This window comes from Nostoc sp. WHI (genome assembly GCF_015714725.1).
In the GTDB taxonomy this organism is placed as follows: domain Bacteria; phylum Cyanobacteriota; class Cyanobacteriia; order Cyanobacteriales; family Nostocaceae; genus Nostoc.
The window spans coordinates 17,496-30,233 of sequence record NZ_WBKM01000015.1; the positions used below are offsets into that span (position 1 = coordinate 17,496).

Genomic DNA, 12,738 nt, shown 5'->3' on the forward strand with positions numbered 1-12,738 from the left:
CACCCACACCTAATTTGCCGTTTATTCTATACTGTCAACAGCTAGCTATTAGCGTAAACAGCACAAGTATTCGCTTTTATCCCAAGCTATAACTACAGAAGTCTGAGCAGGGGTTCTTGCTGTCTATCCATGACCCCAACAGCATCTGTTGGTAAATTGGCTATCATTTTTTAACCAAACTTTTTGGCAATCCTTTGAGGATATCTTTGACAATTTTGGGAAATGAATTTATAATCACTACTAAACGTAAGATATTTGAGTCTTTAACCCAAAATTTATCATGTTTTGGGCTATTTTTATCAGCTTTTTCTTAACATTCAACACTTCTGTAATTTTTGATTGCATTGGGAGTATACCAATGCAATCAATGCAATCAAAAACAGTCTTATTAATAAATAAATTCAGATCAACTCTTCTTTTACTTTTACCCCATCTCTCTTGACTACATAAGCTGGAACACCGACAACAACACAATTTTTGGGAACATTTTTGACTACGACTGCATTCGCCCCTACTTTGACATTATCATCTATAGTTACTTTACCAATCACTTTTGCTCCTGCACCGATACTTACATTGTTACCAATTATGGGGCGACCTTTAGTGTTATAGCCAATTGTAACCTGTTGACTAACCGAGCAATTCTCACCAATACTCTCTGCTGAAATTATCGTACAGAATCCATGTTGAAGAAATAGCCCGGAACCAATACTATCAGAGTCAAGAAAAAGGGATGGGCATTGTTTATATAAAATTTTGAAACCCTGACTAAGAGCAAAGCCAATCGAGTCACCCTGCTTAACTCTGTAATAGTAAACATTTCTAAATTCTTGATATATAGAAAGCAAATATAGCAAATTAATCCAGTCGGGACTAGATTCTTTAATCTTATCAACTCTTTTTATCCATTCCCTGACATCTAAGATAATTACTTCTTTATTTTTACTCAAGAGAAACAATATGAGCATCGGAACACTTAGTATCTGTCCGATAGTTTGGACAAACTTAATTATGAAATCACGCATAACGTTACTCACACTGGATATTGTAATTATTCAAAAAAGTAAAAGTGGCTGAACAACAGCAACTCTAAATATAATATCCTAGTGTAGGTCTATAACACCGATTCAGTATTCAAAATTGTGACGAAAAGCCCCAGTTTGCTTCGTTGAACGAAAATCTAGTCTTCCCCAAAACGGAAACCTGTTCTGGGGATTAATGAATCGGTGTTCTAGGGGACTTCCAGTAAAAAAGCTAAATTAGGAGTGATAAAACCAACTGACGCAGAATATCCTCTCGATTGTCCTTTTCTGATAGAACAGTTATTAGATGAAGATTTTTATGGAGACAGCGATTAAGATTCGGAGATTGGGTTGAATGCACCATCTTGATTAAGTAGGTAGTCACAAACAAACCCAACTATATGACAAAATGTAAATCGCCCAAAACCCCTGCGATTGCTTCTCTACGAGACGCTACGTGAACACTTCGCTTTGCTCCGCTCGCAATGACATAGTGATAAATTTCCCTGCCCACCTACTTAAATCAATTATTCGGTTATGATACAGGTGCTGCATCTACGCCCGTTGTAGACATCGCTTGACCGATACGTTTAAGAATTTGCAATATTTCATACACCTCTCTAGCAGAGGTAAACAAAGCAAACACCCGCGACAGATTATATTGAGGAGTAGGCGATCGCTTCAATTTAATAAATAAAATATCGTCTCCGTTAGTCAACATCCCAAAGACAGGTTTATCAAGATGAGGGTTAGCCATTAGATAAGCTAATGCTTGCGGCAAAGCTGACCAAACCGAAAGCGTGGTTTTTTTCGACTTTAACACCATCACCCACAATTGGTTTTGCAGCACCAAAACGTCAATGCGTCCACGCAGTACTTCCTCTCCATCATTCAGTACCAACTCTACTGATGACTCTGCGGCAATTTTAAAAGGAGGATCGTAAAATCCTGCTACTGCTAGTAAGGGAGACACAACCAACAACATCACTGTCCCCTCTAACAAATCCCCTTCAGCACGATGATATAGATATCTGCGACGTAGTACATCTAGGGAGATTTTCTCAGCTTCAGTAATTTTAGGTAATCCCTCAGACCACTCTGGAAAAAACTGCTCGTCTTCAATTCGGACTAAACCGAAGCGATTATGGGCATCGGTTAAGCTGGTAATTGCTGTTGTCGGTGTCATAGCTTTATTACCTATTTTGTTTATATGAGCCATGAATACAACCAAACGCCATTTTATTGGCATAATCTTTTTTTGGCGATGCCTACGGCGGTAAACTACGCAGCTACCGGACTACTCTAAAATTAGATTACCCGACCAAACAAAAATTTCAACATGACCAGAGAATTCAATGTGATTATAGAACGCGACTCTGAAGGTTATTTTGTTGCCTCCGTACCTAGTCTTGCTGGATGTCACACCCAAGCCAAATCTCTAGACGAACTGATAGAGCGGATTAAAGAAGCTATTGAACTTTGTTTAGGGGTTGAACAAGAAAATGCCGAAGTGTTAGAGTTTGTCGGTATGCAGAGGGTTTCTGTTATAATGTGAGATTATTTAATTTTTTCTTTCACTAGAACTACTACAATTACTATTGATGCTAGATAATGGGAAGGCTTTGACTTTTCTTGTCAATCTAGCCCAGACAAACAGAACTAACACCTATGCGAACTCACTATTGCGGCGAACTCCGAAAAGAACATATTGGAAAAACTGTTACCTTTTACGGATGGGTAGACCGTCGCCGCGATCATGGTGGTGTGATATTTTTAGATTTACGCGATCGCTCTGGAATTGTCCAAATCGTCAGCGATCCGCAACGCACCCCAGATTCTTACGAACAAGCAAATGCTTTGCGAAATGAGTATGTCGTCGAAATCACTGGCAGAGTAACGCAACGTCCCGAAGAATCGCTCAATACTCGCATCCCTACAGGCGAGGTAGAAATCTACGCCGATAAAATTGAACTCCTCAATGCTGTCCGCAAACAGTTACCTTTTCAAGTTTCCGTAGCTGACACTGAGACAGTGCGGGAAGACTTGCGGCTGAAATATCGTTATTTAGATTTGCGACGCGATCGCATGGCGCAAAATTTGCAACTGCGTCATCAAGTTGTCAAAGCCATGCGTCGTTATCTGGAAGATTTGGAAGGTTTTATCGAAGTCGAAACCCCAATACTTACCCGTTCTACCCCAGAAGGAGCGCGGGATTATGTTCTCCCCAGTCGCGTCAATCCTGGTGAGTGGTATGCTTTGCCGCAATCACCCCAGCTATTTAAACAATTGCTGATGGTATCCGGCTTAGATAGATATTATCAGATTGCTCGTTGCTTTCGTGACGAAGACTTGCGCGCCGACAGACAACCGGAATTTACCCAGTTGGACATGGAAATGAGCTTCATGTCTCAAGAAGAAATTATCGAACTGAATGAAAACTTAGTTTGCCATATCTTCAAAACAGTTAAAGGTATTGAGTTACAGCGCCCTTTTCCCCGTCTTACTTACACTGAAGGGATGGAACGCTACGGTAGTGATAAACCAGATACACGCTATGATTTGGAATTAGTTGATGTTTCCGATATTGTCAAAGACTCTGGTTTTAAAGTCTTTCGAGACACTGTTACTAATGGTGGTATCGTCAAAATCTTGCCCATTCCCAACGGTAACGATGTAATTTCTAATGTCCGCATTAAACCAGGCGGCGACTTATTTAAAGAAGCCAGCGAAGCCGGTGCTAAAGGTTTAGCTTTTATCCGCGTTAGAGATGATGGCGAAATTGATACCATTGGCGCGATTAAAGATAACCTCAGTGAAGAACAAAAACAAGAAATTTTACGCCGTACAGGTGCAAAAGCTGGACATTTATTGTTATTTGGGGCTGGTGATGCTGCTACAGTTAATAAGACATTAGATAGATTACGGCAAGCGATCGCTAAAGAATTTGGCTTAATTGATCCAGAAAAAATCAACTTGCTGTGGATTACAGATTTCCCGATGTTCGAGTGGAATGCTGGCGAAAAGCGCTTAGAAGCACTACACCATCCGTTTACAGCACCGCATCCTGATGATTTGAGTGATTTAAAGACTGCACGCGCTCAAGCTTACGACTTAGTACTCAACGGCGTAGAAGTTGGCGGCGGAAGTCTGCGGATTTATCAGCGAGAAATTCAACAGCAGGTATTTGAAGCGATCGGTTTATCTCCTGAAGAAGCACAAAGTAAATTTGGCTTTCTCTTGGAAGCATTTGAATATGGTACACCGCCGCATGGTGGCATCGCCTACGGTTTAGATCGTTTGGTGATGTTGCTAGCTGGGGAAGAATCTATTCGAGATGTGATTGCTTTTCCCAAAACACAACAAGCCCGTTGTTTGTTGACAGATGCGCCTTCGAGTGTAGATGATAAACAGTTGAAAGAGTTGCACGTTGCTTCGACTCATAAACCAAAGTCTTAGCAGCAAGAAACGCTCATCTTTGCGTTACAACCAGCGATCTCTACAGTGATTTAGCAAATGCGATCGCCGAAATAACAATTGCGATCGCCGAAATAACAAATGCGATCGCTCTAACGCTCTTTCATCACTCTCATGAAAGAATAAAACAATAATCCTTACTACACAAGACTTTTAGGCAAAAGAGATGATTTTGGCCATAATGTTAGAAAATAAAGCTCCAAACCCAGTTTCTGTGCCTTGTTTAGAAGTTGGCTGAAATTTTTCTTTGACCAGAGTGATGAAATAGGGCTACATGAAGATATTTAAACGCCTCAAAACTTCTTACTTCTGGAAACAGCTTTCTATACCATTCATAGGAATCATCCAGAAATTTTATAGTTTCCGCAGGCTCTCTTCCCCCAAACATAGTCCAGCAAATAGTTTACGACACTTTACCATATTATTCTCTAATGAGAGTAATGAAAGAGCGTTAGTCTAAACTCCAGTTTTAAGCAACTTTTTAGAATGAAATAGCCCTGATTCATCAGTGAGACGTTAAAATTATCTGAGTTTTGTCAGTAAAAAAATGAGCGTACCATGAAAAAACTCAAAAAATTAACTGCCAAGGACTTACTGAAAAAATATGGTGAGGGAATCAGAAATTTCACGAATGTTAATTTACGAGGACAAAACTTAAAAAAGGCAGATATTCAAGGAGCCGACTTTAGCGGCTCACAGCTTCAAGGAGCCAACTTTAGCGGCTCACAGCTTCAAGGAGCCAACTTTAGAAATACTCGACTCCACGGAGCAAATTTTAGTGAAGCAATACTTGCAGATGCAAAATTTGATAATGCCATAACAGGAATGAGCTTTCTGTCGAGTCTAATTTCTCTTAACATTACTTTCTTTGTTAGTTCTTTGGGAATGGTAGTTGCACTCTCTATCGGTATATTATTTGCAACACCTTTGTTTTTTCAGCTAGCAGACAGTCAATTCAACACTCAATATATGATAACAATTGCTTATATAGCAATCTTTATTGTTGGTTTTCTTCATTTTTGGATAATCAGCCTTCTAAAAAACATGGATGAGGCTGTGTGGGGATTTCTCATGACTACAATTACGATATTTTTAGTTATGCTAGATCAACCTCTTACAAATACTTTATCATGGTGCATTATTATAAGCGGCTTAATTCGAGTAACTAAAGTTTTGTTTGATCGAAATCACTTTTTTATCTTAGTACCAATATCCATTATTATTATGATAATAGGACTAGTTTTATATAATTATAATTTTATACAAAGTTCTGATAATTCTTTTTGGATTCCATTTATTTGTGGAGTGCTAATTATAAATATTGTCTCATCTTTTAGCTTGGCAATTATATTTGTTCAAATTATGACTGTTACTTATAACAAATATATGCTTGTTATCTTTATCCTTGGTATCTTTACTTTCTTTGGTTTTATCCTTATCCTTGGTATCCCTGGTATGCCTGGTATCTTTATTGGCTGGCAATCTATTAAAGGTAATCCAAACTATCGATTAATCCGTGATTGTGGTGTTTGGTTATGTCACTGGTTTGGCACAAACTTTCAAGAAGCTGATTTGACTAATGCCGACTTTTCTTACGCTACCCTTCACAATGCAAACTTTACCAAAGCAAACTTGAAGCACACCCGATGGCAAGGAGCTAAAAGAATAGAATATGCTCATTTTGGTAATAGCTATCTCCGTTATTATAAAATCCGCAAGCTAATGATCAACTCCGATCTCTGGTTAAGTTTATACTCTAAAAAGAGATAAAATTATGTTTATTAAGTTTATTAAAAGTAAATTCAAGCAATCAAGTAAATGGCATTCAAAAAAGATACCGTTTATTTTTTGGCAATTTTGTTTAAAAATATCTTGTCTATTAGTTAGGGTTCAATTTATAAGCAAATTCCGAATTGAGATGGGCGAAGACTTCGCTTATCTTGAACTTAGGGGGATCTGCCTAAGTGATTTTGATCTCACTAACGCTAATTTTGAAGGGACGGATCTATCTGATGCTAACCTACGAGGAGCTAATCTCGAAAATGCGAAACTCGTTAGCACCAAGCTTGATGGTGCAGATCTCAGTAATACTAAACTTACAGGTATTTGTATTCAAAACTGGCAGGTAACAGACACAACCAAGTTTGAAGGAGTTGACTGTAAATATATTTATTTGATTCCTGAGAATCAAATAAACGATTTTCGGAGAGAACTTAAGCTTGAAGAACTAGAAAATATAGACAAGTTCTTTAAAGAGTTGCTGATTTCCTCTGAGGAGAAAAAGAAAATCAAAGAATTGATAGAACAGTTTGACATTATCGATCTGATTGGTGACAAGGTTATTCGAGAGTATCGATTAACTCAGGCAGTCAAGAGTGCGAAAGACTCTTACGGGATCGAGGAAGATCGCTTTCACCAAATGTTCGAGGATTATCGTAAGCAGAAGCTTCAGGCTAAACGACAGTCTTCTTGGTGGCAAAATTTTCTTTGGTTTAAAGTTGAGCCTTCTATAGAAAAATTAAATATTTTAACCAAGGAAATGGATATTTTTCCCCTACTCGAACAAATAGGTCGCCTTTCTATTCTGATCGCAGTTATTGCCTATATAAACGATGCCCTCCAGCCACCAAAATTAAATCTGGAAGAGCAGTATCGTTCTTGGGAAATTTTGCAATCTGATAATGACAAAGTTCGAGGCATCAGTCGATTTGCACTCGAACAACTCCGAGATAAAGGAAATACCTTAAAAAAAATCCAAGTGTCTAGTGGTATAGACTTGAGCGGAATTAATCTCAGTAATGCAGACTTAACGAGTGCCAGTTTGAATGGTGTTAAATTACAAGGTGCAAACTTGAGCAAAGCGAAACTTCAAGATGCTGATCTTAGGGGTGCTGATCTTAAGGAAGCATCTCTAGGATATTTAAGCTCCAGTGATCAAAATAAGAGTCAAGGTTTTAATAATATCCTAAAAAGGGTTTTGCCCAATTTACCTCTACCCTCAGTTCTGAATCTAGGAGCTGATTTGAGAAACGCTAAGTTGCAAAAGGCTAATCTGACAGATGCTGATTTGCAAGGGGCTAATCTGACGAAGGCTACTCTGACAAAGACTGATCTGCAAGGGGCTAATCTGAAGAAGAGCAATTTGAGTTACTCTGATTTGAGTTACTCTGATTTGACGAGCGCTGATTTGACGGGCGCTGATTTGCAAGTGACTAATCTGACGGAGGCTGATTTGCAAGGTGCTAATCTGAAGAAGACCAATTTGAGTTACTCTGATTTGACGAGCGCTAATTTGAGTGAAGCTGATTTGAGTGAAACTCATTTGACGGGCGCTAAGTATTCTAAGGCAACAAAGTTTACCAAGGAATTTAAGCCACAAGACAAAGGGATGGTTGAAATTAAGTAAGCCACATAAAACACAAATTTCAGATTAAAAAAACACATTAACAATAAAAAATTAGCGTAAGTAAGTGGGCGGGAAAATTTATAACTATGTAACGAAAACTTAACCAGAGCGATTAGAGTCAAAGTTAATACGTTCTGTACTGTAGTTGCCTTTTTCTTCCCTAGCTTTAACGCCATCAATCACGGCGTAAGCAATGGTAGTACTCATCATCAAATATTTGCCCACATAGTTCATCTTTTTTAAGGTGCTGCTACTCCAATTCAATTGGGGGCGTTGCTAAATGGTGGGATGAATGGGTTTACAAAGGTAAGGTTTGATACTTTAAATAGTGAACTAATAATTTAATTGAGCATCTCAGCATTTGTTCTGACTTGGAATAGCATAATGTCTACAGAATTATTAACGGTAGTTTCTACTTTAACTTAGATGTTGGACAGTAATTTCAAGCTTCTGTTTAAAAGCGAAAGCGAGTAGTAGTTTTATGGCTTACAGTGAGTTTAGTTTAGCTAAAGCAAAACAAAACAAGAGTTTAGTTTAAGCACATTAGAAAAACGCAATATTTTTGCCGAAGTTCCTGAATTAGCAGGGAGTAATTTACTTGTAGAAACACTCAATTATAACCTGGAGATCGCTTTAGGTAGTAATAGTGAAAAAGCGCGTTCTGAGTTAATTATTGCTCCAATTTTAGTTGATTTACGCCGACAATTACGAGAACAAATTGGATTGTTTTCTGGTGTAGATTTCACTGTCGATAATAGCAAAGGATTAAACGGCACTTGCGATTTTATTATTACGAAATCTCCAGAAATTCTAATTTTGACAGCCCCAGTAATTACAGTTGTAGAAGCTAAAAAAGAAAATATTAATGCGGGTTTAGGTCAGTGTGCAGCCGAAATGGTAGCAGCCCAAATTTTTAATGAGCAAGCGGCAAGTGAGATTAAAATAATTTATGGTGCAGTCACAACGGGCAGTATTTGGCAATTCCTAAAACTAGAAAAACAAACATTGAGCATTGATTTAAGCGAATATTATCTCAAAGATGTGAATAAAATTCTTGGTATTTTAGCCAGTGGTATTTCCCAAGAAAATTAACAAAATGTCAAGCAGCTTAATATCGAATTCGGGGATCTACATAAGCATTCAAAATATCAATTAAAATGCTGGCACTCACAACGATCGCACCAAAAAACACGAGTACTCCTTGAACTGTGGGATAATCGCGATCGGCGATCGCTTGATACAATCGATTAGCTAACCCAGGCCAAGAAAATGTTACCTCTGTCAAAATCGCCCCACCCAATAGAGAAGCAAAAGTTAATCCTAAGACTGTAATCACCGGAATTAGCGCGTTTTTTAAAGCATGGGAGACTAAAATCTTATTTTCACCAATACCTCTAGCTCTAGCGGCTTCTACATAATCTGCTTGCAAGGTTTGCTTTAAATTCACTCGCACAATCCGCTCAAAAATCCCACTGAGCAAAATTCCTAGTGTGAGACTCGGTAGGGCAAGATGGTGCAAAGATGTGAAAAACTGGGTAAAGTTTCCACCGAGTAGGCTATCAATTGTATACAATCCAGTTACAGGAATGGGAGCCGGAAGATTGGGCGGAAAGCGGTTGGAATTAGGAAACCAACCCAATTGGACTGAGAAAATCAACTGCAAAAGCATTCCCGCCCAAAACATGGGGAGTGCGTAGGTGATGATCCCAAATAAGCGCCCACCGACATCAAAATATGTTCCAGGACGAGAGGCTGAGAGAGTACCAACTAAAATCCCAACGATGAGTGCAACCGCCATACTGCATACTGCTAACTCCACCGTCGCCGGGAAATATTGGCCAATTATGTCCCAAACGTTTTGTCCTCGACTCATTAAAGAGGTTCCTAAGTCAAAACGCAGTATGCTTGCCAAATAATTGAGGTACTGTAACCACAGAGGAAGGTTTAAACCGAGTTGTTTTCGTAATTCCTCTTTAGCGGCTTCGGGCGCACGTCCACCAAGAATTGCATCTGCTGGATCTCCTGGTGTTGCTCTTAGTAAGAGAAATACAATGGTGATGATAGTTAATAGCTGAAGTGGCGCGAGAAGCAATCGGGAAACAATGTAATATTGTAAGGCTTTAGAGCGAGACATATTTTAGTTATTTGTCCTTTGTTATTTGTCATTTGTCATTTGTTAATGACCAATTACTATAGTAGTTCTCGTTTGAGTACAGTTTTGACCTCTCTCCTACAAGGAGAGAGGCTTTGAGTCTTACTTGCTTTCCCTTGTAGGCAAAGGGTTGGGAGTTAGGTCTGTATTGGACTCAACTGCAAACCGCTATAATGCCCAATGCCCAATGCCCAATGACCAATGACTAATGACTAATGACTACTTTTTAATTGTCTGGTAAACCAGAATTTGAGTAGGGTTAAGTTGTACGTTGCTAACACCTTTTCGGGCAAATACATAGTCTTTGCTTTGCCATAAAGGAACGTAAGGTACATCAGTTGTTACTTGCGTTTGAATTTCGGTAAAAATTTTCTGACGCGCTTCGGGGTTTTGTTCTTTGCGTTCCTGATCAATCAGTTTATTTATAGCTTCGCTATAGTAGAACGAACCCTGAGTTTGACTGCCTCCATCTTCGCATCCTTTAGTAACTGAACCTTTGTTACAAGATAAAAACGGCTGGACGTAATTATCTGGATCTAAAAAATCTGGATACCAATCAAGTAAAGCTGCTGGATATAATCCTTTGGAAATGTCTTTAAAAAAGGTAGGAGCTTCCGCAGGGGTAACTTCAAATTGCAATATTCCATCCATCTTGGTATCAACAAGAGATTTGAGTGTCTGTGCTGCCAAACTACGAGTAGGCGAACTAGAAGGATACCAAATTTGGACTTTTGCCGGATTTTCTTTGGAGAAACCAGCACTAGTTAATAATTGTTTAGCTTGATCAAAGTTAGCATCACCATATTTATCTTTAAATAATGGCACAGATACATTAAACGTAGTAGGAATCATGCTATAAAGCGGAGCCGCTTGACCAAGTAACGCTCGCTCATTTAAAAGTGGACGGTCAATTATTGACGCGATCGCTTGTCTTACTTCTAATTTATCTAAAGGTTTTTGATTCCGGTTTAATACGAAATAGCTTACTACACTACCCTGAGCCGCGATCGCTTGCCAATCCCCTTTTTTCGCACCTTCTTCCAAGCTCCGTATTTGATCTGGTTGCAGCGACAGATAAGCTACATCCACTGCACCTGTACGAAAAGCATTAAATAAATTAACCGGACTGGTTTGAATTTGGACGTTAACACCCTTGTTAGCTGGTTTTTCTCCCCAATACTGATCAAAGGCATCAAATCGCAGTGAATCGGTACCATACTGCGCTAACTTGTAAGGGCCAGTTCCAACAAAAATATTTGGCTTGAATTTACCTGCACCGAGTTCGTAAGCTTTGGGCGAAACTGCACATACCCCAGGAAACGCCAGCAGTGAGGGAAATGCTGCAAAGGGCTTTTTCAGCTTGATTGTTAACTCATACTCACCTGTGGTTTTCACGGAATCTATTGTATCAGCTAGTAAGAAGGATGGTTTTCCTTTATTTTCAATAAAGCGCTGGATGGTAAAGGCCATTGCTTGGGCATTAAAGGGAGTTCCATCGTGAAAAACCACTTTCTGACGTAAGGGGATGGTATAAGTTAAGCCATCTTGACTAACTTTAGGTAATGCTGTGGCTAGTTGGGGCTTAATTTCTATGCTTCCTGGTTCGTAGGTGTAGAGGCGATCGCTCATATTAAACACCAAACCCAAAGATGCTAACTCATAAGTATCAGCAGGATCAAGTGTTCTCGGTTTCGCTGTTGTACCTATAGTAATCCGACCATCACCTGTTGGGCTATTTACAGAACCAGATGGTGGGGTAGAAGGCTTAGGACCAGGAGCGCAACTAACAACTAAAAATAAACATAGACTGAACAAAGATAGGAATTGTGTAATCCGACCCCACCGTTTCGCAAACAAGGAAAACCAGGTCATAGTAGTATGATTTTTGATATTAGCGGTTAGCAATTTTACTAGATTTGTGGCTCTTGTGCGAATCAACTTCATAAGTTAAGTTTATTGCTACTAAGTGATTGCATTTGTTTGTTACAAAAAATCATTGACAAAAATAGAGACTTTGACATTCATTAAAATACTGAAAAATTTTTATTTAATTAAGATTTAAAACATTGATAAAATTTGTTGTAAATTCACAGTTACTAGGGAATAGCTTTGTTAAGCTCTGACAACAGCCCAAGTAGTGTACATTAAAACTTAGCCTGTTGCTGCTTGGGTATAAACGCCTAAAGAGCGGTTTCTTGTAGAAATCGGTTGCATGGGTTACATGGTTATACTTACAAAATCTAATTTTTCTACATCAGCGAATAAAGCGATCGCGATATCGTGGACAGCAGATTGAAAGGCTAATAGTGAGACTAAAACCGTGAAGTATTTCTTTCTATCTGAGGGATGGGCAGTTGCCAGAGTGTGGGCATCCGATGGACTCTGGCAGATAACCGCATGGCGACGTCAACCAGATATTCAGCGAATGAATATTTGTCTAGCAGAACAAAACGAATTGCTGTGGCTTTATCGAGTTGAAGAAGCCATTTTAACCGTGGAAGTAAAGCCAACAATACCAGTATCCACTAGTCAGACTATAGGTCAAGTAGTACTCAAGCGTTTGATGAGTGCTGAACAGGTAATCGAACGTCTGGCTACAGCTGAGACGAAGTGTGAACTGCAAAATATTCAATTGGTGGTTCAGTAAAAGTTGGGCATTGGGCATTGGGCATTGGGCATTAGTT

Annotated in this window: 11 protein-coding genes and 1 pseudogene; 6 read left to right on the forward strand and 6 right to left on the reverse strand. The window is 39.1% G+C overall.

From position 1 onward, the window contains the following. Positions 1-401: 401 nt before the first annotated feature. Both F8S12_RS01365 and F8S12_RS01375 read right to left on the reverse strand, forming a co-directional pair. Positions 402-1,025, reverse strand: a complete 624-nt coding sequence (locus F8S12_RS01365) for a serine acetyltransferase (RefSeq protein WP_196514436.1) — start codon at positions 1,023-1,025, stop codon at positions 402-404. A 532-nt stretch (positions 1,026-1,557) separates the two neighbouring features. Then, a complete protein-coding gene (locus F8S12_RS01375) occupies positions 1,558-2,208 on the reverse strand; it encodes a type I restriction endonuclease subunit R (RefSeq protein WP_196514437.1) in 651 nt (216 codons plus the stop codon). Positions 2,209-2,361: 153 nt separating this feature from the next. Between F8S12_RS01375 and F8S12_RS01380 the strand changes: the two genes are divergently transcribed. The 4 genes from F8S12_RS01380 (at position 2,362) to F8S12_RS01395 (ending at position 7,902) form a co-directional block, all read left to right on the forward strand. Further along, positions 2,362-2,577, forward strand: a complete 216-nt coding sequence (locus tag F8S12_RS01380) for a type II toxin-antitoxin system HicB family antitoxin (protein WP_196514438.1) — start codon at positions 2,362-2,364, stop codon at positions 2,575-2,577. A gap of 113 nt (positions 2,578-2,690) precedes the next feature. Continuing rightward, entirely contained in the window at positions 2,691-4,478 is a 1,788-nt protein-coding gene (gene aspS, locus F8S12_RS01385; protein WP_196514439.1) for an aspartate--tRNA ligase, read from the forward strand. Between the two features lie 576 nt (positions 4,479-5,054). Then, positions 5,055-6,266 (forward strand): pentapeptide repeat-containing protein, encoded by a 1,212-nt coding sequence (locus F8S12_RS01390; protein ID WP_196514440.1) that lies wholly within the window; start codon positions 5,055-5,057, stop codon positions 6,264-6,266. Positions 6,267-6,414: 148 nt separating this feature from the next. Next, complete coding sequence (locus tag F8S12_RS01395) at positions 6,415-7,902, forward strand: pentapeptide repeat-containing protein (protein WP_196514441.1); 1,488 nt, start codon at positions 6,415-6,417, stop codon at positions 7,900-7,902. 99 nt (positions 7,903-8,001) lie between these two features. Here F8S12_RS01395 and F8S12_RS41470 read toward each other — a convergent pair whose 3' ends face one another. Continuing rightward, positions 8,002-8,136 (reverse strand): hypothetical protein, encoded by a 135-nt coding sequence (locus F8S12_RS41470; RefSeq protein WP_269144758.1) that lies wholly within the window; start codon positions 8,134-8,136, stop codon positions 8,002-8,004. A 64-nt stretch (positions 8,137-8,200) separates the two neighbouring features. Next, a pseudogene (locus F8S12_RS01400) lies at positions 8,201-8,290 on the reverse strand (IS1 family transposase); the annotation flags it as partial. A 335-nt stretch (positions 8,291-8,625) separates the two neighbouring features. Between F8S12_RS01400 and F8S12_RS42200 the strand changes: the two are divergent. After that, entirely contained in the window at positions 8,626-8,994 is a 369-nt protein-coding gene (locus F8S12_RS42200) for a hypothetical protein (RefSeq protein ID WP_442946778.1), read from the forward strand. 16 nt (positions 8,995-9,010) lie between these two features. On the opposite strand, the gene F8S12_RS01410 is transcribed toward F8S12_RS42200, so the two are convergent. Both F8S12_RS01410 and F8S12_RS01415 read right to left on the reverse strand, forming a co-directional pair. Beyond that, positions 9,011-10,036, reverse strand: a complete 1,026-nt coding sequence (locus tag F8S12_RS01410; protein ID WP_196514442.1) for an ABC transporter permease — start codon at positions 10,034-10,036, stop codon at positions 9,011-9,013. A gap of 237 nt (positions 10,037-10,273) precedes the next feature. Further along, entirely contained in the window at positions 10,274-11,926 is a 1,653-nt protein-coding gene (locus F8S12_RS01415; RefSeq protein ID WP_196514445.1) for an ABC transporter substrate-binding protein, read from the reverse strand. 448 nt (positions 11,927-12,374) lie between these two features. Between F8S12_RS01415 and F8S12_RS01420 the strand changes: the two genes are divergently transcribed. Further along, the gene (locus tag F8S12_RS01420; protein WP_196514443.1) at positions 12,375-12,701 is read left to right on the forward strand and encodes a hypothetical protein; all 327 of its coding nucleotides are present in this window, start codon (positions 12,375-12,377) and stop codon (positions 12,699-12,701) included. Positions 12,702-12,738: the final 37 nt, after the last annotated feature.